Origin of the sequence: Demequina sediminis (assembly GCF_030296675.1) — a bacterium.
Lineage (GTDB): Bacteria > Actinomycetota > Actinomycetes > Actinomycetales > Demequinaceae > Demequina > Demequina sediminis.
This window is the reverse complement of record NZ_AP027736.1, coordinates 57952-79783: the sequence shown is the minus strand read 5'-3', so window position 1 is coordinate 79783 and position 21832 is coordinate 57952. Positions and strand designations below refer to the sequence as shown.

Here is a 21832-nt window from a genome sequence, read left to right as displayed (position 1 = left end):
CCCCCTTCTAGGCGTCGGAGGCGTCGTGGGCGACGCCGTGCAGGATGAAGTCGGCGAGCGCGGACGGGTCCGAGCCTGCACCGGTGGCAAGGAATGGCATCGACGTGCCGAACACGAGGATGCGTAGGTAGTCGACCGCGGCGGGGACGCTCACGCGCAGCCGCTCGCGGTCGGGCTCGAGGAGGCGCACGACCACGTCGGTGGCCTCGCCCAGGGGCGGATGACGGTGGCCGTGGTGATCCGCGGCCTTCGCGCGCGCGTGCTCGCGAGGCCCGAGCGCGGTCATGAATCTCACGACGCTCCCCACGCGGCTGTGGAGCAGCATCACGATCTGCTCGATCTTCACCTCGAGCGGCTGGGCGGGGTCGATCGCACCCAGCATCGCGAGGGTGTCCGCCGGATCCATGACGCGCTCGACCGCGCCATCGATGAGCGCGTTCTTGTCGGGGAACGCGCGGAAGACCGTGCCCTCGGCGATGCCTGCCGCGTCCGCGATCTCTCGCGTCGTGACGTCCGCGCCGCGCTCGAGGATGAGCGGAATCGCCGCGTCGAGAATCGACGCGCGGCGGTCGTCTGGCGACATCGGGGCGGCCCGGCGGGCCTTGGTGGTCATGCGCATCAGGCTAAGTGAGTGAGGACTCACTCCGCAAGTCGCGTGGGGACGATGCGCGGCGCGCCGCCCCCGGTCGGGTCGCGGCCGCGCGGCGGTCGTTAGTCGTGCTCGGTCAAGTCGTACGCGGCGAGCTGCCCCTCCTCCACGACGACACCGATCCGCCGCCCGTCGACCTCCCCGACCGTCGCGGCACCCTCGATGGCCGCCCGCGACCACACCGCGTCTCCCGCGTCGGCGCTCCCCGCCGCGGAGCCGCCCGCCGTAGCGCCGCGGCAGGGCCGCGCCATGAGCCCCGACCTCACCGGTTCGCGATCCCCCGACAGCGACGCGTACTCGGCATCGGCACTCCAGCGCACCTGGGTACACGCGACCGTGCCCTCGCCCAGGGCCGTGAAGGCGCCAGTCTCGAGGTTGATCGCCCCGACCACGCCCGCCGACTCGGCCAGGAGGGTCCCCGGTGGCGAGGCGTACCCGTGGCCACCCTCGCGCGAGTGCAGGACCGCGTCGGGCAGCTCCGCCTCCCACGCGAGGTCCGACGCGCGCGCACCGGCTCCCGCGATCACCAGGTCGCCCGGATCCTGGACCCATTCACCGCCGCGCTCGGCCACGAGCGCGAGATCGCCCGAGCACAACACCTCGGCGTGACACCACAGCCGGCCGTCGCGCCGCGCGAGCACCTCGCCCGTCGCGAGGTCGAGGCTGAGAGCGGTGAAGTCCCGCACCTCCACCCGCTCCGTGGCGTCGGGGTCGACTCCCAGGCTCGTACTGAGGTGAAGCACGTCGCCGGTGGGATCCTCTCTCACGGTCGCGGCCGCGAGGGAGCCGAGCACCGAGCCGCCAGGCTCGAGGTCATCCACCGGGAGTCGCCACAGCACCCGCCCGTCGTCGCCCCTCCTCACAAGCGCCTCCGCGCCATCATCCGCGATCTCGGCCTGAACCCCACCCGCGAGGACTCGCGCCTCGGCCACGCCGTCATGAATCCCGGACTCGTCGAAGGGCTCGGCGGCGAGCGTCGCCGGATCGATCCTCACGGTGCTCCACGTGCGGGTGAGGTCCGTCGAGACCCCCAAGCAGAGTCCTCCGGCTCCTGGACAGACCCAGGACTGGCTCATCCAGGCGCGGGGCAGTTCCGCGAGTATCGTGCCCGTCGCGGGATCGAGGATCGCACCCGTGTGGCCCGAGCCACCGTCGGCGGACTCGCGTTCCGCGGGACCCACGTTGAGGACAACGGTGTCCCCCTCGGAGGTCTCGAACGACGTGAGGTCTCGCTCACGCGCCCCCACCAGCGCTCCCCTGCTCGAGGCCCGCCTCCACCGCACCTCCCCCGTCTCCAGGTCAATCCCCTTGAGGACGTCCGGATCGCCCAGGTGGTCGACGGCCACCACCGTGCCGTCGTGGATCGCGACCGGGCCGCCGAACTCGCCGTACGAGGTCCACAGCGGCTCGAGCCGGTCGAGCATCGCGCCCGCGAGATCGTAGGGCCGCTCGCTGCGCTCCTGGGCGACCTTGGCGGGGCCGCGACCCGGCCCCGCGGTCGCGCTCGCCGAGGCGTCGCCCTCCCCTGCCCCGCCCCCGCCCGCCGCGGTGCACCCGGCGAGCACCAGCATCGTCCCCGCGACCGCCCCGCACCATCCCGGTGTCACCGCCATGGCTCCCCCTCGTGTCGACCTGCCTCCGGACGCTAGTCCGAGGCGCGACCACGCGAGGGCGATCGCCCGAATCTGTGGATAACCCGCCGCCGCTAGGTGAGGCGGCGCGCGAACGTCACCGTGGCATCGTCCTCACTCGCTGGCACGAATCCCACGCGGGGGTAGAACGACTGCGCGCACGCGTTGGCGCGCTCGGCGACCAGATGCACGCCGCTCACTCCGAGCGACCCGAGCAGCGCGCACGCGGCCTCGATGAGTGCGCGGCCGGCGCCGCGGCCCTGCTGGTCGGGTAGCAGGTCGATGTGGAGGTGGGCAGGGTAGGAGGCGAGCAGCGGGCTCAGCATGCGTCGGGGGTCCGCGGCGGCGGCGAGGAGCCAGTCGTCGGACGCGGTGCGACGGGGATGCCCGCCCGCCCGCTCGGGCCACCATGAACGGACGAACCACTCCTGGAAGGCCGCGGTGTCCGACGTGCCGAGCACGTAGCCTCGGGTGCCGCCGCCCACGTCCCACACGAGCGCGAAGCCGCCGGGGCCATGGAGATAGGGCGTGGCGTAGACGTCAGCGAGCACAGTGTCGTCGCCAAAGACGCCCGAGGCGTCGTCGCCCCGGGCGCCCGTGAGCAGGCAGATGCGCGGGATCGCGCCGTGGTCCCGCCGCTGCGCGGGGCGGACGGTCGGCTCGGCCGGGACGGACGGCATACGCCGAGTGTAGGACCGTCACCTACGCTGGTGAGGTGCGTCCGGAAGTCCTCGAAATCCCCCTGTTCGTCAACCTGCTCGCGGTGTTCGTTGGCGCGCTCGGCGGCACCATTCGCGCCGGCGAGGACGACCACACGGACCTCATGGGGGTGCTCACTCTCGCCGCGGCGATGGGATTCGGGGGCGGGATCATCCGCGACGTGCTCCTGGGAAATCTGCCGCCGGCCGCGTTCCGCGAGCCGCTCTACCTGGTCGCCGCCGCAGCGGCCGCGGGACTGGGCATGCTGTTCCTCTACTACCTCAAGAAGCTGGGCCGCTTCCTGTGGTGGCTCGACACGCTGATCATCGGCCTATTCGCGTGCGTGGGCGCCAATGCCGCGCTCATCGCGGGGCTGGGGCGGCTCCCGACGGTCGTGATCGGGACCATCGGGGCCGTGGGCGGGCTGATCCTCACGGATCTGCTCCAGGCCAGGCCGTCGTCGATCATGTACGCGGGGCCGCCCAACGCGGTCGCGGGGATGGCGGGCGCTCTCGTGTACGCGCTGGTCTACACCGGAACGCAGCCCGTGGTCACGACCGCGCTTGCGGTGGCCGCGACGTTCGTGGTGCGGCTCACCGGGCCGCTGTTCCACCTCGAGGTTCCCCAGCCGCGCAAGCATGCCTATGACCTCCGTGCCGCCCGCATGGAGACCGAGGCCAAGCGGGCAGCGAAGGCCGCGCTGCGCGCCGCTCGGCTCGAGGAGAAGGCGATGCGTCTGCGCGACAAGCGAGCGCGAGCCCGCACGACGGAAGAGGGCGCGGACCTCGACGCGCCGCCGGGCCCCACGGGTCACGCCTGACCTAGGGCGGGTCGTGGTGCGCCCCTCCCGCCGCACACCACCCCCACGACCGCGTCCCTCCCCACCCCCACGACCGCATCCCTCCCCACCCCCACGACCGCATCCCTCCCCACCCCCACCGCCTCGCGCATAGAATCTTGCGATTTCACGGCCCAAAAGAGCTCTCGCGCATCACGTAGTGCGATCTCATCCACAGATTCGCCCGGGGCGGCGCGACCGGCAGCGCCTCGGCGCTATGCAAGTTCTCATGACACCTCGCACGCACCTCCCCGCCGAACTCCACCGCAGCCCGCGCACCTATTCATGGGCGGAAATGGTCGCGATGACCACCCCTCACCACGTGCGTGCCGCGATCGCCGCGCAGGAGGTGGTCGCGGTCCTGCCGGGGCGCTTCGCGTCGACTCCGCACGCGTGGTCGTTGGTGACGCGTGCGCACGCCGCCACCGCGTCGGGCGCGGGCGTGCTGACCGGGGCCGCCGCACTCTTCGCATGGAACGGACTTCGCCGCCCGCCCGACCACGCGCTCATCGCACTTCCGCGCGGGCATCGCCTCGCCACCCGCGAGTGGCTCATGACCTTCGCCCCTGTCACGGAGGTGCCCATCGCGGGGACCTGGGGAGATGTTCCGGTCACGGATCCGGCACGAGCCGCCCTTCACGAATGGGTGCGGGGCCGACCCGGACACCCCACGGGCACCATCATCGAGGCGTTGCGCCGCCGCGTGGTCTCCACCGACTCCATCAGGCTGCTGCTCACGGACACGTACCGCGTGCGGGATCGCTCGGGATTGCACCGGGTCCTCGACGCCTTCGATGCGGGCGCCCACAGTTACCTGGAGTTCGAGGCGCTCACGTCAACGTTCTCGGGTCGCGAGTTCGCGCACTTCATCCGCCAGCACAGCGTGCGGGCGCGCCAGCACACGTACCACCTCGACATGTACGACCCCGCTACCCAGACCGCGGTCGAGCTGGACGGCGGCGAGTTCCACGCCGCTGGCGAGGATCGTGAGCGGGACCTCGAACGCGATGCGGACCTGGCGACCATCGGGATCCTCACGGTGCGGCTGTCGTACCGCCGCGTGATGGAGACGCCGGGATGGTGCCGGCGCACGGTGAGGGCCGTCCTGCGGACGCGATCGCACTAGACGATGCACGTGGGCCCTTTTCGCCCCAAGATTCACAAGATCCTATGCGCCAAGCGGAGGTGGAGCGGGGAGGTGAAGCGGGACGGAACGGGGCGGTGAGGCGGAGGATGCGCCGTAATGGGGGCGGGGTGGAACGGGGAGGCGGGGTGAGGCGGGACGGGAGGTGACGGCGCGGATCCGCGAAACTACAGCCGCACGCCCATCGCGCCGGGCACCCGCTCGATCGTGTGGACACAGCGCCACGACTCGCCGCCCACGCCCTCGGCCCAGGCGGGAACGCCCGACTCGAGGCCGGCGGCCGCCAGGTCCGCGCCCAGCACCAGCACCGACGGCCCCGCACCCGACACCACGGCGGCGAGGCCGCGGTCGCGCAGCGCGCGCAGCATCGACGTGGCCGGTCCCAGCACGTCCGCGCGGTAACCCTGGTGGAGTCGGTCGTCAGTCGCGGCGAGCAGGTCCTCGGGACGCCCCGCGAGCGCGTTGACCAGCAGCGCGGCACGGGCCACGTTGAACGCGGCATCCACGTGAGGAACCTTCGCGGGCAGCACCGCGCGCGCCTCCTTGGTCGGCAACACCGAGGACGGGATGAGCACCGCAGTCTCGATCTCGTCGGCGAGCTGCAGCGGGCGCGCGTGCACGCCCTCCGCGTCCTTCCATGCGACGGTCGCGCCGCCGTAGATAGCCGGCGCCGCGTTGTCGGGGTGACCCTCGAACGCGTTGGCGAGCACCAGGGTCTCCTCGAGAGACAGGGCGTCGGGTTCAGCGATGAGGGCGCGCGCGGCGACGATGCCCGCGACGACGGCCGCCGCCGAGGAACCGAGGCCACGGCCATGGGGAATGCGGTTGATCGCCCTCATGTGGAGGCCGGTCTGGGACGCGCCGACGTGGTCGAGCGCCGCGCGCAGCGCCTGCACCACGAGGTGGGACTCGTCGCGCGCGAGCGTCGACTCGCCCTCGCCCTCGATCTCGATGGTCACCTCGGAGGACGCGAGCGCACGCACCTCGACCTCGTCCGCGACACCCAGCGCCATGCCGAGCGCGTCGAAGCCCGGCCCCAGGTTGCCCGCGGTCGCGGGAACGGAGACCTTGACGTGGTCGGCGGCGAGCCTCATGGCCATGGCGCCGGCCTACAGCCCGAGCGCCGCCGCGGCGGCCTCGACGTCAACGGGGATGACGGTGGGCTCGACCTCGCGGCCCGCGAGCGCGGTCGCGGTGTCCTTGAGTCCGTTGCCGGTCACGGTGCACGTGATGGTCGCGCCGCGCGGGACCTCTCCCAACGCGGCGGCCGCGAGTAGGCCCGCGATGGGCGCGGCGGAGGCGGGCTCGACGAACACGCCGACCTCGTCAGCCAGTCGAGCCTGAGCGTGAAGGATCTGCGCGTCCGAGACGGCGCGGATCCAGCCGCCCGACTCGTCGCGCGCCGCGACCGCGAGGTCCCACGACGCCGGCTTGCCGATGCGGATCGCGGTCGCCACGGTCTCGGGGTCCTTGATGGGGTGGCCGGCCACGAACGGCGCCGCGCCGGCGGCCTGTACGCCCCACACGCGAGGGGTGCGCGTCGCGCCGTGCGAGAGCGCCTCGCGGAAGCCCATCCAGTACGCGGAGATGTTGCCCGCGTTGCCCACGGGGAGCATGTGGATGTCGGGGGCGTCACCCAGCTGGTCGACGATCTCGAAGGCCGCGGTCTTCTGGCCCTGCAGGCGGTACGGGTTGACCGAGTTGACCAGCGCGATCGGGTAGTCCTCGGACAGTGAGCGCACGATCTCGAGGCACTCGTCGAAGTTGCCGTCGACCTGCACCAGTTCGGCGCCGTGCACGATCGCCTGCGCCATCTTGCCCGCCGCGATCTTGCCCTGGGGGATCATCACGACGCAGCGCAGCCCCGCGTGAGCGGCGTACGCGGCCGCGGAGGCGGACGTGTTGCCCGTCGAGGCGCACACCACGGTGTGGTCGCCGTCCTTCACCACCTGCGTGATCGCGGAGGTCATGCCACGATCCTTGAAGGACCCGGTCGGGTTCATGCCCTCGACCTTGACGAAGACCTCGGCCCCGACCTCGGCGGAGATCGACGGCGCGTGCACCAGCGGCGTGCCGCCCTCGCCGAGCGTGACGATCCTGTCCTCGGCCGTGAACGGCAGCCGGTCCAGGTACTCGTTGATGATCCCGCGCCACACGTGTGCCACCGCTACTCCCCCTCGATCCTCAGGACGGACTTCACCGCGGCCACCGCGTCGCTGCGGCGCAGCCCCTCGACCGTCGCCCGCAGGTCGCGCTCGGGCGCCGCGTAGGTCGACAGGATCAGCCCGGCATGCGTCTGGCCCGGCACCTGCCTCACGATCTCGATGCCCACGCCGTGCTGCGCGAACACCTCGGCCACCGCGGAGAGCACGCCGGGGCGGTCCTCGACCGCCATGCGCACGCAGTACCGCGTGAGGGCCGCCTCGATCGGCAGGACGTCGTGCACCGCGTAGTGGGACTCGCGCGGACCCTTGCCCCCGTTCGCGCGGTGGCGCGCCACGGAGACCAGGTCGCCCAGGACGGCCGATGCCGTGGGCGTCCCTCCCGCTCCCTGTCCGTAGAACATGAGGCCGCCCGCGGACTCGGCCTCGATGAAGACGGCGTTGAATGCGCCGTGGACCCCCGCGAGCGGGTGGTCGGACGGCACCAGCGCGGGGTGCACGCGCACGGCCACTCCCTCGGGCGTCCGCTCGGCGATGGCGAGCAGCTTGATGACCTGGTCGGTCTCGCGCGCCGCGATGACGTCCTCCGCGGTGATCGCGGAGATGCCCTCGCAGTAGACGTCCTCGAGCGCCACCCGCTGGTGGAACGCGAGAGAGGCGAGGATCGCGGCCTTGGCCGCGGCATCGTGCCCCTCGACGTCCGCGGTGGGATCCGCCTCCGCGTAGCCCAGCTCCTGCGCCTGCTTGAGCGCGACGTCGTACGACAGCCCGCGCCGCGTCATCTCGTCGAGGATGTAGTTCGTGGTGCCGTTGACGATCCCGAGGATGCGCGTGATGTGGTCGCCCGCGAGCGACTCGCGCACGGGTCGCACCAGCGGAATCGCACCCGCGACGGCGGCCTCGAAATAGAGGTCGACGTTCGCCGCGTCGGCCGCCTCGTAGAGCTCGGGCCCGTGCGCGGCGAGCAGCGCCTTGTTCGCGGTCACGACCGAGGCTCCGCCAGCGATCGCCTCGAGGATCAGCGTGCGCGCGGGCTCGATGCCGCCCATGAGCTCGACCACGACGTCGGCCCCGGCCACGAGCGCCGACGCATCCGACGTCAGCACCGTGGCGGGCAGGTGCGGCCCGCGGTCCTTCGACGTGTCGCGCACGTACACTCCGGCGAGCTCGAGCGGCGCGCCCACGCGCGCGGCGAGGTCGGGCCCCTGCTCGGAGAGGAGACGCACGACCTCCGAGCCGACGGTTCCTGGGCCGAGGATGGCGATTCTCACGGGCTTCGCGGGGTCTGACACGGCACCCACTCTAGCGGCGGCGGGGAGGGGACGATGCGGGGGCTCAGGGAACGCGGCGATAGGACGCCCGGGCGCGTTCGACCTGCGCGGTCGAGCCCTCGAAGAGGTCGGCGAGGGCGCGGAGCCGCGCGGCCGCCTCGGCGCCGAGCTCCGTGAGCGAGTAGTCGACGTGCGGGGGAATCGCGCTGCGCACCTCGCGCACGAGCAGCCCGTCACGCTCGAGGGACTGCAGCGTCTGGGAGAGCATCTTCTCGCTCACCCCCTCGACGCGGCGACGGAGTTCGCCGAACCGGTGCGGGCTCTCGCCGAGCGCGAGCAGCACCAGCGACGCCCACTTGCTCGTGACGTCCTCGAAGACTGCCCGCGACGTGCACGCGGCCGCGAAGACGCTCGTGACGAGCTCGGGCGACGGACCCGGCTCGGAGCCGTGGCCGGCCGGCGGCTCGAGTCGCGGGGCGGCGGAGGACATGACTCGAGGATACGCCTCCTCGCTCGGGAATACACAGCGCTAACTCAGAGTTAGTGCATGGCGAACGGTGCGCAGTGCGCCGCGTCACCCTCTCGGAAGGAACAGCCATGACTACCATCGCCGTCACCGGAGCCAGCGGTCAGCTCGGCCACCTCGTGGTCGACTCGCTCATCGCGCGCGGGGTCGCCCCGTCGAGCATCGTCGCGATCGCACGCACCACCGCCAAGGCCGCCGACCTCGCCGAGCGCGGAGTCGACGTGCGCCACGGCGACTACGACCAGCCCGACACGCTCGACGCCGCCCTCGCCGGCGTGGACCGCCTGGTGCTCGTGTCCGCGTCCGAGGTGGGTAAGCGCGTCGCCCAGCACGCCGCCGTCATCGCCGCCGCCGAGCGCGCGGGCGTCGGACGCATCGTCTACACATCCCTGCTGCGCGCCGACGCCACGTCCAACCCGCTCGCGCCCGAGCACGCCGCGACCGAGCAGGCCCTCGCCGCCTCCCCCATCCCCGCGACGGTCCTGCGCAATTCCTGGTACCTCGAGAACTACACGGGCCAGATCCCGACGTACGCCGCGACCGGCACGGTGCTGGGCGCGACCGCCGGGGCGACCATCGCCGCCGCCTCCCGCGCGGACTACGCCGAGGCCGCCGCCGCGGCCGCGCTCGCCGAGGACGCAGGAGGCACGTACGAGCTGGCCGGCACGCGCTTCACCCTCGACGACCTTGCCGCGGCCGTCGCGGCCGCGACGGGCACGCCCGTCGCCCACTCCGACGTGAGCGTCGAGCAGCTCACCGCCACGTTCCAGGAGGTCGGCATGGACGCGGGCACCGCAGGCTTCTGGGCCGCGGTCGACGCGTCGATCGCCAAGGGTGAACTGGACACCGACAGCGACGCCCTCGAGCGCCTCATCGGACGTCCCGCGACCTCGCTCGCCGAGGCCGTCGCGGCGGCTCAGTCGCACTAAGGGCGCGGCTCTGCGCGAGGCACCGCCTCACGATCGACCGTCGCGCGCGGCCGGGGTGGACACCCCGGCCGCGCGTCGCTCACGACGTCTCGCTAGAGGAAGGGCTTGGGTGCCGCGATCCCCGTGACGGGAGCGTCGTCGGTGCCCTCGGCCTCGAGAGGCTCGACCGGGCCGTCCGCCGGCGCCTCGGGATCGACCTCGTCCTCGTGTGGGTCGGGCAGGTCGAACTCGCTGCGACCCTGCTCGCGCTCCTGCTCGACCTCGTCGGCGAGATGCTGCAACGCAGCCGTGCCTTCGTCCATGCTCTGGTCGTCGGTGTCGGACATGTCCGCCTCCTCGTTTCCATTCGAGGACGGCCGGGCGACCGCCCCACTACGTGAACGTCTCAGTCCGGTGCGACGTCCCACGAGAACAGGTCCTCGAGCGTGTCGCGGCGCACATGCACCGTCGAGGCGCCGTCCGCGACCGAGACCACCGCGGGCCGCAGCACCGCGTTGTAGTTGTTCGCCATGACCCTGCCGTATGCACCCGTCGCGGGCACCGCGAGCAGGTCGCCCCGCGCGATGTCGCTCGGCAGGTCGACGTCGCGCACGACGATGTCCCCGCTCTCGCAGTGCTTGCCCACCACGCGGCTGAGCGCGGGCTCGGACTCGGACAGCCGCGACGCAATGGTCGCTGTGTACTCCGCGCCGTACGTGATGGTGCGCATGTTGTCGCTCATGCCGCCGTCGACCGCGACGTACTGGCGCTGGCCGCCGTCCTCGAGACCCACGTGCTTGACCACGCCCACGCGGTACAGCGTGAGGCCAGCGGGACCGGCAATCGCACGACCGGGCTCGATGCTGAGGCGCGGCCACGTGCCGCCCACGCGCGACATCGCGGCGGCGACGGCCTCCGCCATCCCTGCCGCGGCATCGTGCGGGCTCAGGGCCTCTCCCGCGGGGGTGTACTGGATCGCGTAGCCGCCCCCAAGGTCGACCTCGGGGAGGTCGACGCCGATCTCCGCGCGGAACGCGGCGCGCAGGCCCAGCATGCGCTCGGCGCTCTCTTGGAACGCCTCGAGAGAGAGGATCTGGCTGCCGATGTGCGTGTGGATGCCGCGCAGGTCGATGCCCTCGGCGTCCTGGCACGCGACCAGCGCATCGAAGGCCGCGCCCGAGGCGAGCGACAGCCCAAACTTCTGATCCTCGTGAGACGTCGCGATGTACTCGTGGCCGCCGGCGTGCACACCCGTGGTCACGCGCACGAGCACCGGCGCGCGCGTCCCGAGCCCGCGCGCGATCTGGTCGAGCGTCTCGATCTCCGTGAACGAGTCGACGACGATCCTCCCCACGCCGGCCTCGAGGGCGCGGCGCAGCTCGTCGTCGGACTTGTTGTTGCCGTGGAGGCCGATCCGTGCGGCGGGCATCCCCCGCGCAGCGCGATCTCGAGCTCGCCGCCCGAAGCGACGTCCATGAACAGGCCGTCCTCATGCATCCACTTGGCGACTTTCGAGGACAGGAAGGCCTTCGACGCGTAGAACACGTCGACCTCCGCGCCGTGGGCGCCGAAGGCCGCCGCGAACTCGTCGCGGAAGGCACGCGCTCGGCCCCGCATGTCGTGCTCGTCGATCACGTACAGCGGCGTGCCGTACTGGCCCGCGAGCGCGCGCACGTCCGCGCCGCCCACGGCAAGCGCGCCGTCGTCCTGACGCACCACGGTGCGGGAGAAGACTGCGCTCACCGCCATCGCTACATCCTTTCGGGGGCCGAGACACCCAGGAGGCGCAGGCCGTTGCGCAGGACCTGTCCCGCGGCATCGTTCACCCACAGGCGCGTGCGGTGCACGTCCGAGACCTCCTCGTCGCCCTGCGGGGTGACGCGGGTGCGGTCGTACCACTGGTTGAAGGCCGCGGCGACGTCCTCGAGGTAGCGGGCCACGCGGTGCTGCTCGCGGAACTCGACGGCCTGAGCGACCACGCGCGGGAACTCGCCCAGGATGCCGAGCAGCTTGGACTCCGACTCGTGAGTCAGCAACGACGGGTCGAAGCCGTCCTCGCGGCGGATGCCGTACTCGGCCGCGTTGCGCGCCACGCCCGCCGAACGCGCGTGGGCGTACTGCACGTAGAACACCGGGTTCGCGTTGGACTGCGACGCGAGCAGGTCGAGGTCGATGTCGATCGTTGAGTCCGCACTCGAGCGCGCGAGCGCGTAGCGCGCGGCATCGACGCCCACGGCCTCGACCAGGTCCTCGATCGTGACGACGTTGCCCGCGCGCTTCGACATCCGCACCGGCTGGCCGTCCTTGACCAGGTTGACCAGCTGGCCGATCTTCACCTCGACCGTGTCGGCATCGTCGCCGAAGGCCGCGGCGGCGGCCTTGAGACGGGCGATGTAGCCGTGGTGGTCCGCGCCCAGAAGGTAGATGCACAGGTCCGCGCCGCGGTGGCGCTTGTCCTTGAAGTAGGCGAGGTCGCCCGCGATGTACGCCGGCTTGCCGTCCGACTTGATGACCACGCGGTCCTTGTCGTCGCCGTAGTCGGTCGACCGCAGCCACCAGGCGCCGTCCTTCTCGTACAGCGCGCCCGTCTTCTTCAGCTGCTCGACGGCCTCGTCGACCGCGCCGGAGTGGTGCAGCGAGTCCTCGTGGAAGTAGACGTCGAAGTCGACTCCGAAGTCGTGCAGCTGACGCTTGATCGAGTCGAACATGAGGGCCACGCCGTGCTCGCGGAAGAACTCGAGCTGCTCCTCGCGCGGGAGCTCGAGCGGGTCGCGGTAGCCGCCGGCTGCGGCCTGCATCATGACCTCGTTGGCAATGTCCTGGATGTACTCGCCGCCGTAGCCGTCCTCGGGGGCGTCCTCGCCCGTGACGACCGCGAGCAGCGACGCGGCGAAGCGGTCGATCTGCGCGCCGTGGTCGTTGAAGTAGTACTCGCGGATGACCTTCGCGCCGTGGAACTCGAGCAGGCGCGCGAGCGAGTCACCCACCGCGGCCCAGCGCGTGCCGCCGATGTGCACGGGTCCGGTCGGGTTGGCCGACACGAACTCGATGTTGACCGTCTTACCCGTGAGCGACTCGCCGCGTCCGTAGTCGTCGCCGTAGTCGACGATTCCCTTGGCGAGCAGGCCCGCCGCGTCCGCCGCGAGGCGAATGTTGATGAAGCCGGGACCCGCGACCTCGGCCGCGTCGATTCCGTCCTCCTGCACGAGGCGCTCGACCAGGGTCTGCGCGAACTCGCGAGGATTGGTGCCCGCCTGCTTGGCGAGCTGCATCGCGACGTTGGTCGACCAGTCGCCGTGCTCGCGCTGGCGGGGGCGTTCGACGCGCACCTCCGGAACATCGAAGGGCGACAGCTGGAAGTCGCTGTCGTCGATTCCGGCGAGGATGGCGGCGCGGATGGTCGCGGAGAGCTCTTCAGGGGTCACCCATCGAGTCTATCCGTGCGCGCGTGTGTCGCTCACGCGGGTGGGCCTCCAGGGGTCGCGTCGGCTTCCAGGGTGTCGCGCACGCGGCGCGGCAGCTTCGCACGCACCACCTCGTAGCCGGCCTCGATGGCCTCGACCACGACGTCGCGCGGCACGGAGGCGTCGTCATCTACGGCGAGCGAGATCCACAGCCGCTTGTCCGCGTAGTAGCCGGGCGAGACGTCCTCGTACCGCGCGACGAGCGTCGCGTTGACCTCCGGATCGCCCTTCACGGTGACGATGCGCCTCCCCTCAGGCGACCCGCCCACCCTGCCGAAGTGCTTGCCTCCCACCTGGAAGGTCTGCGAGCCCCAGTCGGGGTAGGGCACCACGTGCGCGCCGGGAAGACCGGCGATCACCGCCGCGATCCACTCCTCCACCGGCGCGAGGCCGTCCTGCATCGTCTCCATGCCACGACCCTAGACGCGCCCTCCGACAGCCGCCGCGCGGCCCCCGAGTCGCACCGCGGCTCCCTTGTCCAGGAGGACGATGCGGGGGCGGGCGGGGTCGTCCGCGAGCGCCGCGCGCAGGGCCGGACGGGGCTGGGAGAAGTGCGCCCAGTCGTCGATGTGGACGGGCACCACCGTCGCGTCGGGCCAGAGGTCGGCGACCGCACAGACCCGCGCGGCGTCGGCGGTCAGCAGCGCGTCGCCCAGCCGATCCACTCGCGCGGCGCCCGCGCACACGAGCGCGACCCCGACGTCGGGGAAGCGGTGTGCGACCGCCGCGGCGGCGTCGAGTTCCGAGTTGTCTCCCGAGAAGTACACGGTGGGCCAGCCCGCCGCCCGCAGGACGAATCCCGCAACCTCGCCCAGGGCGTCGGCCACCCCGGGAGGACCGTGCAGCGCGGGAACCGCCGTGACGCACACCGGAGCGTGCGCGCCGTACAGCGTGACGCTGTGCCACGGCTTGAGGCCCACGACACCGGGGACGCGCGAGGCCGCGCCAGGGGTCGACACCACGTGGCCGGCATGTGCGAGCAGCTCGCGTCCCGCGGTGTCGAGGTTGTCCTCGTGCTGGTCGTGAGACAGCAGGACCAGGTGCACGTGGCCGATGAAGGCGGGCTCGAAGGCGGGTCCGGCGAGCTTGGTGAGGGTGCCGTACGTGCCCGGTGGGTCGAACGTCGGATCCGTGACGATCGTGAGACCTGCGTAGCCCAGCACCACCGTGGGCCCGCCCACCAGAGAGATCTCGACTGGGCTGAGGTCCGCGTCGCTCATGGGTCCAGTGTCGCGCTCGGCGCACGCGCGCGCTAGGGAAGGAGGCGTCCGTACGGGTCCGCGCACTGGACGGGGAAGGACTCGGCGCACGCGTCGACCCACACCTCGAGGCGCTCGCCCACCGCGACGTCGGACGCCGCGGCAGGCTCGCCGTCCGGCCGTTCGAGCGCACCACCCTCCGCGAACGCGAACGTGGTGCCCTCGAAGTACTCGTAGCCGGGATCTGGCGCGAACACCACCGTGATCGCGTCGCCCAGGGTCTCCACGCTCACGACCGTGCCCACCGCATCGGGCTCGCGCGCGTCGCGCGGGTCCCCTCCGGCGTCCCCGCACGCCGCGACGCCGGTGGCCAGGCCGCTGGCAAGGATGAGGGCCGCGAGGAACTGCGACGTCTGCGTGCGCATGTCTCAGCATCGCACGGGCGGGAGAGCGCAGCACGGGAGAGCCCTGCCTGCTGATATCCTCATTCGGCCCGGTCCGTCCGGGCATGCCCCCGTAGCTCAGCGGATAGAGCGCCGGTTTCCGGTACCGTAGGTCGCAGGTTCGACTCCTGTCGGGGGCACGATCCGCACACGCAAGGCCCCTCCTCGGAGGGGCCTTTGTGGTTCCCCGGCGCTAGGGTCGAGACAGACCCCACCGACGAAGGAGCCACGCATGCCAACGCTCGCGATCATCGGCGCAGGACCCGGCCTCGGAGCGGCGGTCGCGCGCCGGTTCGGGCGCGAGGGATTCTCGATCGCCCTCGTCTCCCGCGACCAGTCGAAGCTCGATGCGCTCGCGGGCGAGCTCGCGCAGGACGGGGTCACCGCGGCGGGCTTCGCGGCCGACGTCCGCGACGGCGCCTCGCTCGAGGCGGCGCTCGCCGACGCCTCCGCACGCCTGGGCCCCGTCACCGCGCTGCAGTACAGCCCACTCCCCTCGCGGGCCTACCTCGAGCCGGTGCTCGACCTCACGCCCGAGCTGGCCCTCGAGGCCCTGCGGTTCTCCGCGCTGGGCCTCATTCACGCGGCCCGTGCCGTGCTGCCCGCGATGCGCGCGGCGGGAGAAGGAAGCATCGTCCTCATCAACGGCGGCACGTCCGTGAAGGCCCGCGCGGGATTCTCGGGAACGTCCGTCGCCTTCCCCGCCGAGAGCGCCTACGGCGAGATGCTGCACGATGCCCTCGCGGGCGAGGGGGTCCACGTCGCCCAACTCGTGATTCCCGGCGCGATCCCCAAGCTCCGCTACACGCTTGAGGAGGTCGCGGACCGCATCTGGGACCTCCACCGCGGACCCGGAGACTTCCGGACCATGCTCATCCCTCTCGAGGAGGGGCGGGAGTAGGGCGGTCAGTCCGCGACGGGCACGGCGCCGGTCACGGCACCGGTCGCGAAGTCGCCGAGGCTTCCCAGCGTCGCCGAGGAGTCAAGCGCACGCCCGTCCTCGACGTCGACCGTGCACGCCAGGTGCTCCTCGGACTCGAGCCACCACACCACCGTGACGCGGTCGCGCCCCGCCTCCGCGAGCGCCGCAGCCGAGGCGTCGACGGACGGCGCGATCGCAGCAGCGACGTCCGTGCCGGCGGAGTCGAGGACGCCCTGCGCCTCGAGGAACGACCGCAGGTCGCGCCAGTCGGCGCTGCCGTAGACGTCGCCCGCGACGATTTCGGGGGCGCCGTCGCCCGCCTCGGCGTACGCGGCCTCACATGCCCTCACCGCATCGGCGTGGGCCGGGCTCATGCGCGACGTCAGCCACGTCGCCACCACCGCCCCCACGATCACCAGGACCGCGACCGCGGCGGCCGCGGCAAGGGGAAACCAGGTGCGACGCGGTTCGGCAGGGGTGTCGGACATGACATCCAGCCTATTCGCGCCGCCCCGCCTACTCTGAACGGGTGACCACCGACCTTCGGTACGAGCCTCACCTGGGACTGGCCCTGGGGGAGGCGGCGCGCTCGGTGCGGCCCACGTGGGCGTCCTCCAGGTGCTCGCGGAGCGCGGGATCACGCCCTCGCTCGTCGTGGGGACGTCGGCGGGATCGCTGATCGGAGGCGCGTATGCCTCCGGCATGGACCCGTACACGATCGAGGCCATGGTGCTGCGCGCGGAGTGGGGACACTTCGGATCGCTCACGTTCCGCCCGGGCCTGGGCATCCTCGACACGGCGGGGCTGCGTGCCACGATCGAGGCGATCTCCGGCGGGGATCCGCGCATCGAGGACCTGCCTGTGCGCTACGCGGCCGTCGCCACGGACCTCACCACGCGCCGCGTGGTCCTGCTCGATCACGGCAGCCTCGCGGATGCCATGAGGGCGTCGATCTCGGTGCCGGGGCTATTCCGGCCGCTGAGGCTCGACGGTCACCTCCTCGCGGACGGCGGCCTGCTCGAGAACCTGCCGCTCGAGGCGACGTTCGAGCTGGGCGCACGCCACGTCATCGGGGTGCGTCTCGCGCCCGAGTGGGAGGCTCCGGGCTTCGAGACCACGCTCAAGGTCCACGCCCTCGAGATCCGCGCGGACGTCACCCTCATCTCCCCCAGCTGGGCGGCCGCTCGCAGTGGGTCCGCGAGGACATGCCCGGCCTGATCGCGCTCGGGCGCGCGGCCGCGGAGCAGGCACTCGACGCGTATCCGGTCGTGGCGCCGCGACCCGAAACGCTTCCCGAGGTCGAGGTGCCCACGCCCGCGCGGCTCCCGGAGCCGCTGCGCGACCTGCTCGAGCCGCGCTCGGAGTGACCTATCTGCCGAGCGCCTGGGCGACCGCGGGATGCACCACACTGCCGGCGCGCACGTTGATCCCGCGCGCCAGGGCGGGATCCGACGCGACGGCATCGTCCACCCCGCCCGCGAGCCTCACCACGTAGGGCAACGTGACGTTGGTGAGCGCGCGCGTCGCGGTCGCCCCCACCGCGGCGGGCATGTTCGCGACGCAGTAGAGCAGCGACCCCTCGACCTCGAGGACGGGGTTGTCGTGCGTGGTGGGGCGCGAGTCCTCGAAGCACCCACCCTGATCGATCGCGATGTCGACCAGCACGCTGCCGCGCCGCATGTCCCTCACCATCGCGTGAGTCACGACCTTCGGGGCCGGGCGACCGGGCACGAGGACCGCGCCGATCACGAGGTCCGAGCCGAGCACCTCCTCCTCGACCTCGTGGGGCGTCGACACCACGGTGCGGACGCGACCCGCGTACCTGTCGTCGAGCGCCCTCAGCCGCCCCACGGCGAGGTCGACGGCGGTGACCTCGGCGCCCATCGCGACGGCCTGCGCCACGGCATTCGAGCCGGCGACGCCTGCCCCCAGCACCGTGACGCGGGCGCCAGGCACGCCGGGCACACCGGGCAGGAGCACGCCGCGCCCGCCCTGCGGGTTGAGCAGGTGGTGCGCGCCCGCGAGCACCGACAAGCGGCCAGCGACCTCGCTCATCGGGGTGAGCAGGGGCAGCGATCCGTCCTCGAGTTGCACCGTGTCATAGGACAGCGCGGTCGTGCCTGCCGCGCACAGCAGGTCGGCGAGCGCTGGGTTGGCCGCGAGGTGCAGGAACGTGAAGAGCACGTTGTCACGCAGCAGCGCGTACTCGTGCGGCTGCGGCTCCTTGACCTTGAGGACCACGTCGGCCGCCCACGCCTCCGCGGCGCCGGCGAGCGTCGCTCCCGCCGCGGCGTAGTCCTCGTCCGCGATCGCCGAGCCGCGACCCGCCCCCTCCTCGATCACCACGCGATGCCCGCGTTCGACGAGCGCGCGCACGCCCGCAGGGGTCAGCGCGACCCTGGTCTCGCTGTTCTTGGTCTCCGTGGGGACTCCGACCAGCACCGCGGCCTCCTCAGCGCTCGGGCGACACCGCGCGCGGCTCGTGGCCGGCGCATCGTCGCGCGGGGGCGGGCGACCAGGGATGATGGCCGCCCTCGTCTCCCTTCCTACACCTCGGGGAGACGCGCCACGCGCTGGTTCGGACACCGCGCACGGCGTGCGCCCACGTCGCGACAGTCCGCTCGGAGCCAGGCAGCCTGCCCGGCAACGCCCTACTCGTACGCGGTGAAGGTCTGGTACTCCCAGTGCCAGGGCTCGTACTTCGACGTCTTCGCCCAGTCCGGGTTCCAGAAGCCGTAGGTCGCGGCGTTGCGCTTGAACCACGACAGGTACACGCCCGAGGCGTGAGAGCGGCAGAAGTCGACCGCGAGGCCCAAGCCATGCATCGAGGTGCCCGGCGTCGCGGCCAGGTAGCCGCGCGTCGCCTTGGTCGAGTACTGGTCCGAGATCGAGCGGTACGTGTCGGCGATGCAGATGTCCGTGCCGAACTCGGTCTTGAAGCGCTCGTTAAGCGCCGCGAGCGCGAGTGCGGCGTCGGGTCGCATCTGCTCTCCCGAGACCCACAGGTTGCACAGCTGGTCGCTGCTGAGCTGGCCGTTGCTCATCGGGCCGGAGAACTCCGGGTCGCAGTCTGGAAGCAGGTTCGACGCGACGGGGACGTCGGCCGACGTGAGGACCGCACCCGACTGGTCGTCGACCGTGGGAAGCGGAAGGTCGGAGGCCTCGAACTGCGGGCCGGCACCCAGGATCGCCGTGGCGGTGGTGGGGGACTCGCCCACGACCACACCGGGCAGCTGCTCGGCTGCGTTCGCGTAGGGGGCGATCGTGCCCATCACGGGGTAGACCACCATCGCGGCCACGAAGCCCACAAGCACGCCCGTGCGCGTCGCGATCTTGCGTCGCAGGTGGGTGGTCCGGATCTGGATTTCCTGCGTCTGCTCGATGCGCCGCTCCTTGCGCGACGGGTGCCGCGCGGGGTGGCGAGAGGGGTGGGCGGAACGCGGCGTGTGCAGTGCGCCGCGCATGCTCACCATGTCCTCCCGGACGTCTCGGAAACAGAAGATTCGTGCCCCGCCAAGCAACGGGGACCGGGTCAATTATTACCAAATGGTAACGATGAGGCCAACCCCCTGTGTGTCACGTCAGTCACATCGGCACGATGCCGGGGGAACCTGAGCCCGTCAGGCGCCGCTCTCGCGGCGAGCGAGGGAGTCCCTCACCTCTCCGACGAGCTCCTCGATGATGTCCTCGAGGAAGACGATGCCGAGCGTCGTCGAATCCCGCGTCACGGCGGCCACGTGGGCGCCCGAGCGGCGCATGAGCGCGAGCGCGCTCTCTACCTGCGCGTCGTGGGCGATCGTCGGCAGATCGCGCACGCGCCACGCCTGGATGGGTTCCTCGCGCTCTCCCGGCCGCGCGTAGAGGGCGTCCTTGATGTGGAGGTAGCCCACGAGCGCGCCGTCTTCGCTCACCGGGAAACGCGAGAAGCCGGTGCGCGTCGCCGCGTCCTCGAGTCCGTCGACCGTCACCCCGCGCGGCACGGCATGCACCTGGTCCGCGGGCACCATGACCTCCTCGACCGACCTCTCCGAGAACTCGATCGCGGTCGTCAGCAGCCCCGTGGGGTCCGAGATCGTGCCCTCCGCGGAGGACCGTTCGACGATGCTGTGGACCTCGTCCGCCGTGAAGGCCGAGGTCACCTCGTCCTTGGGCTCGAAGCCCAGCAGCCTCACGATCCCGTTGGCCACCCAGTTCAGCGCCCCGATGATCGGCCGCGCGGCGCGCGCGATCGCGACGAGCGGCGGCCCGAAGACCAGCGCGGCCCGGTCGGGGCTGGAGACCGCGGCGTTCTTGGGCACCATCTCGCCCACGATCACGTGGAGGCCCACGATCACAAGCAGCGCGATCGCGACGGCGATGCCGTGCGTCGCCGCGAGCGGCACGCCCAGCGACTCGAGGACAGGCTCGAGCGCGTGGGCGAGAGCGGGCTCGGCCACCACGCCCAGCGTCACCGAGCACACCGTGATGCCCAGCTGGGCCGTCGCGAGCATGAGCGACACGTTCTCCATCGCCCACAGCACCGTGCGTGCCGCGCGCGATCCGGCGGCGGCGCGCGGCTCGATCGAGCTGCGGCGCGCGGAGATGATCGCGAACTCGGCGCCGACAAAGAAGGCGTTCGCGAGCAGCAGTCCCACGACCGCGAGCGTCATCCCGGGGCTCACGACTCGTCCTCGTCTCGCTCGGGAGACACGGGCTCGAGGCGCAGGCGATCGATCCTGCGACCCTCCATGCGCTCGACGCGCAGACGCACGTCCGCGCCGTCGACCGTGTCGCCCGGCTCCGCGACGCGCCCCAGTGCGGCCATCACATAGCCACCGACGGTCTCGTACGCTGGCGACTCGGGGATCACCAGTCCCGTGCGCTCGTGCACCTCGTCCGGCCGCAGCTCGCCTGGCACGATCCACGCCCCGCCGGGAGCGCGGTGGACGGCGGCGCGCCTGCGGTCGTGCTCATCGGCGACCTCCCCCACGAGCTCCTCGACCACGTCCTCAAGCGTCACGAATCCCGCGGTACCGCCGTACTCGTCAACCACGATCGCGCACTGGTACCCGAGGCCGCGCAGTTCGACCAGGAGCGGGCCCATCTGCAGGGTCTCGGGGATGCGAGGGGCGTCGACCATGAACGCCCTCACCGACCGCCGCGCACGCTCATGGGCCGGCACCGCGATCGCGGAACGCAGGTGGACCAGCCCCACGACATCGTCCGATCCGTCACCCACCACGGGGAAGCGCGAGTGGCCGCTGGCGCGCGACGCCGCGATGACATCGGCCGCGGTCGCGTCCCTGCCGAGGGTCGCCATGCGCGTGCGGTCCGTCATGACGTCGATCGCGGCCAGGTTGTCGAGCTCGATCGAGTTCTTGAGCAGCAGCGCGGTCGACGGCGCGAGCGTGCCCGCCTCGGCACTGCGACGCACCAAGGCGGCGAGTTCCTGCCGCGAACGCCCGCCCGCGAGTTCCTCCCGGGGCTCGATGCCCAGCAGCCGCAGGATCGCGTTCGCCGCGCCGTTGAGTGAGGCGATGACGGGACGCAATGCGGCCGTGAAGGCCATGTTGAGTGGCGCGGCGATCTTTGCCGTGCGCATGGGCTCGGCCAGGGCCATGTTCTTGGGCACCAGCTCGCCCACGATCATCGAGAAGGCGTTGACGATCACGAGCGAGAGCGCTCCGGCGAGCGCCGCGACCGCGGCACGCGACGCGACCGTCGTGGACAGCGGCACCTCGAGGAGCGACACGAGCGCCGGCTGCGCCGTGTAGCCCAGCAGGATGGTCGTGAGCGTGATGCCGACCTGCGCGCCGGACAGTTGCGTCGACAGGTGGCGCAGCGCACGGCGCACGCGCTTGCCGCGCAGTGAGTCCTCGACGTGGGCCGGGTCGAGAGCGACCAGCGAGAACTCGGCGGCGACAAAGATCGCGGTGCCCAGCGTCAGCAGGACGCCAAGCCCGAGGAGGACCCAGGCGGTCATCGAGGACGGGAACT

General features: G+C 72.0%; 22 protein-coding genes, 1 tRNA gene and 2 pseudogenes. 7 read left to right on the top strand and 18 right to left on the bottom strand.

The genetic code is table 11. The features are described from left to right. Nucleotides 1-7: 7 nt before the first annotated feature. The 3 genes from QUE44_RS00390 to QUE44_RS00380 all read right to left on the bottom strand — a co-directional run bounded on the left by QUE44_RS00390 (nucleotide 8) and on the right by QUE44_RS00380 (nucleotide 2960). Nucleotides 8-613: a TetR/AcrR family transcriptional regulator gene (locus QUE44_RS00390; RefSeq protein ID WP_286215277.1), complete on the bottom strand. Its 606-nt coding sequence runs from the start codon at nucleotides 611-613 to the stop codon at nucleotides 8-10. 98 nt (nucleotides 614-711) lie between these two features. Beyond that, nucleotides 712-2262 (bottom strand): hypothetical protein, encoded by a 1551-nt coding sequence (locus tag QUE44_RS00385; RefSeq protein ID WP_286215275.1) that lies wholly within the window; start codon nucleotides 2260-2262, stop codon nucleotides 712-714. A 92-nt stretch (nucleotides 2263-2354) separates the two neighbouring features. Beyond that, nucleotides 2355-2960: a GNAT family N-acetyltransferase gene (locus QUE44_RS00380; RefSeq protein WP_286215273.1), complete on the bottom strand. Its 606-nt coding sequence runs from the start codon at nucleotides 2958-2960 to the stop codon at nucleotides 2355-2357. Between the two features lie 35 nt (nucleotides 2961-2995). On the opposite strand from QUE44_RS00380, the gene QUE44_RS00375 reads away from it, so the two are divergent. Both QUE44_RS00375 and QUE44_RS00370 read left to right on the top strand, forming a co-directional pair. Further along, nucleotides 2996-3799: a trimeric intracellular cation channel family protein gene (locus QUE44_RS00375; protein WP_286215271.1), complete on the top strand. Its 804-nt coding sequence runs from the start codon at nucleotides 2996-2998 to the stop codon at nucleotides 3797-3799. A gap of 247 nt (nucleotides 3800-4046) precedes the next feature. After that, nucleotides 4047-4943, top strand: a complete 897-nt coding sequence (locus QUE44_RS00370; protein ID WP_286215269.1) for an endonuclease domain-containing protein — start codon at nucleotides 4047-4049, stop codon at nucleotides 4941-4943. 185 nt (nucleotides 4944-5128) lie between these two features. On the opposite strand, the gene thrB is transcribed toward QUE44_RS00370, so the two are convergent. Genes thrB through QUE44_RS00350 form a run of 4 tightly spaced genes read right to left on the bottom strand, consistent with a single transcriptional unit; the run spans nucleotide 5129 to nucleotide 8884 of the window. Then, nucleotides 5129-6061 (bottom strand): homoserine kinase, encoded by a 933-nt coding sequence (gene thrB, locus QUE44_RS00365; protein WP_345379416.1) that lies wholly within the window; start codon nucleotides 6059-6061, stop codon nucleotides 5129-5131. Nucleotides 6062-6070: 9 nt separating this feature from the next. Beyond that, complete coding sequence (gene thrC / locus QUE44_RS00360) at nucleotides 6071-7126, bottom strand: threonine synthase (RefSeq protein ID WP_286215268.1); 1056 nt, start codon at nucleotides 7124-7126, stop codon at nucleotides 6071-6073. A gap of 2 nt (nucleotides 7127-7128) precedes the next feature. Beyond that, nucleotides 7129-8424 (bottom strand): homoserine dehydrogenase, encoded by a 1296-nt coding sequence (locus QUE44_RS00355; RefSeq protein WP_286215267.1) that lies wholly within the window; start codon nucleotides 8422-8424, stop codon nucleotides 7129-7131. 34 nt (nucleotides 8425-8458) lie between these two features. Then, nucleotides 8459-8884, bottom strand: coding sequence for a winged helix-turn-helix transcriptional regulator (locus tag QUE44_RS00350; protein ID WP_286215265.1), 426 nt, complete (start codon nucleotides 8882-8884; stop codon nucleotides 8459-8461). A gap of 107 nt (nucleotides 8885-8991) precedes the next feature. Here QUE44_RS00350 and QUE44_RS00345 point away from each other — a divergent pair, with 107 nt between their 5' ends. After that, entirely contained in the window at nucleotides 8992-9849 is an 858-nt protein-coding gene (locus tag QUE44_RS00345; protein WP_286215259.1) for an NmrA family NAD(P)-binding protein, read from the top strand. Nucleotides 9850-9941: 92 nt separating this feature from the next. On the opposite strand, the gene QUE44_RS00340 is transcribed toward QUE44_RS00345, so the two are convergent. The 6 genes and pseudogenes from QUE44_RS00340 to QUE44_RS00315 all read right to left on the bottom strand — a co-directional run bounded on the left by QUE44_RS00340 (nucleotide 9942) and on the right by QUE44_RS00315 (nucleotide 14916). Next, complete coding sequence (locus tag QUE44_RS00340) at nucleotides 9942-10175, bottom strand: hypothetical protein (protein WP_286215258.1); 234 nt, start codon at nucleotides 10173-10175, stop codon at nucleotides 9942-9944. Nucleotides 10176-10234: 59 nt separating this feature from the next. Further along, nucleotides 10235-11577, bottom strand: a pseudogene (lysA, locus tag QUE44_RS00335) (diaminopimelate decarboxylase). Nucleotides 11578-11579: 2 nt separating this feature from the next. Further along, on the bottom strand, nucleotides 11580-13253 hold the full coding sequence (gene argS, locus QUE44_RS00330) for an arginine--tRNA ligase (protein WP_286215257.1): 1674 nt from the start codon (nucleotides 13251-13253) through the stop codon (nucleotides 11580-11582). Between the two features lie 32 nt (nucleotides 13254-13285). Further along, nucleotides 13286-13702, bottom strand: coding sequence for an MmcQ/YjbR family DNA-binding protein (locus QUE44_RS00325; protein ID WP_286215256.1), 417 nt, complete (start codon nucleotides 13700-13702; stop codon nucleotides 13286-13288). A gap of 9 nt (nucleotides 13703-13711) precedes the next feature. Next, complete coding sequence (locus QUE44_RS00320; RefSeq protein ID WP_286215255.1) at nucleotides 13712-14512, bottom strand: MBL fold metallo-hydrolase; 801 nt, start codon at nucleotides 14510-14512, stop codon at nucleotides 13712-13714. Between the two features lie 32 nt (nucleotides 14513-14544). Then, nucleotides 14545-14916 (bottom strand): hypothetical protein, encoded by a 372-nt coding sequence (locus QUE44_RS00315; RefSeq protein WP_286215253.1) that lies wholly within the window; start codon nucleotides 14914-14916, stop codon nucleotides 14545-14547. An 85-nt stretch (nucleotides 14917-15001) separates the two neighbouring features. On the opposite strand from QUE44_RS00315, the gene QUE44_RS00310 reads away from it, so the two are divergent. Together QUE44_RS00310 and QUE44_RS00305 are read left to right on the top strand one after the other, a co-directional pair. Beyond that, nucleotides 15002-15074 (top strand) — tRNA-Arg (locus QUE44_RS00310). 92 nt (nucleotides 15075-15166) lie between these two features. Next, nucleotides 15167-15835, top strand: coding sequence for an SDR family NAD(P)-dependent oxidoreductase (locus tag QUE44_RS00305; protein WP_286215252.1), 669 nt, complete (start codon nucleotides 15167-15169; stop codon nucleotides 15833-15835). 5 nt (nucleotides 15836-15840) lie between these two features. Here the strand turns inward: QUE44_RS00305 and QUE44_RS00300 are convergent, their stop codons facing one another. Then, the gene (locus QUE44_RS00300; RefSeq protein WP_286215250.1) at nucleotides 15841-16344 is read right to left on the bottom strand and encodes a hypothetical protein; all 504 of its coding nucleotides are present in this window, start codon (nucleotides 16342-16344) and stop codon (nucleotides 15841-15843) included. Between the two features lie 97 nt (nucleotides 16345-16441). On the opposite strand from QUE44_RS00300, the pseudogene QUE44_RS00295 reads away from it, so the two are divergent. Together QUE44_RS00295 and QUE44_RS00290 are read left to right on the top strand one after the other, a co-directional pair. Next, nucleotides 16442-17074: pseudogene (locus QUE44_RS00295) on the top strand (patatin-like phospholipase family protein); the annotation flags it as partial. Further along, nucleotides 17062-17223 carry a hypothetical protein gene (locus QUE44_RS00290; RefSeq protein WP_286215249.1) on the top strand — a complete coding sequence of 54 codons (162 nt, stop codon included), beginning with the start codon at nucleotides 17062-17064 and terminating at the stop codon, nucleotides 17221-17223. The pseudogene QUE44_RS00295 and the gene QUE44_RS00290, both read left to right, overlap by 13 nt. 1 nt (nucleotide 17224) lies before the next feature. On the opposite strand, the gene ald is transcribed toward QUE44_RS00290, so the two are convergent. The 4 genes from ald to QUE44_RS00270 all read right to left on the bottom strand — a co-directional run bounded on the left by ald (nucleotide 17225) and on the right by QUE44_RS00270 (nucleotide 21818). Continuing rightward, on the bottom strand, nucleotides 17225-18298 hold the full coding sequence (gene ald, locus QUE44_RS00285; RefSeq protein ID WP_286215248.1) for an alanine dehydrogenase: 1074 nt from the start codon (nucleotides 18296-18298) through the stop codon (nucleotides 17225-17227). A gap of 209 nt (nucleotides 18299-18507) precedes the next feature. Continuing rightward, entirely contained in the window at nucleotides 18508-19320 is an 813-nt protein-coding gene (locus QUE44_RS00280) for a M15 family metallopeptidase (RefSeq protein ID WP_286215247.1), read from the bottom strand. Between the two features lie 156 nt (nucleotides 19321-19476). Continuing rightward, nucleotides 19477-20517 (bottom strand): hemolysin family protein, encoded by a 1041-nt coding sequence (locus QUE44_RS00275; protein WP_286215246.1) that lies wholly within the window; start codon nucleotides 20515-20517, stop codon nucleotides 19477-19479. Then, nucleotides 20514-21818, bottom strand: coding sequence for a hemolysin family protein (locus QUE44_RS00270; protein ID WP_286215245.1), 1305 nt, complete (start codon nucleotides 21816-21818; stop codon nucleotides 20514-20516). Before QUE44_RS00270 ends, QUE44_RS00275 begins: the two co-directional genes overlap by 4 nt. Nucleotides 21819-21832 lie beyond the last annotated feature (14 nt).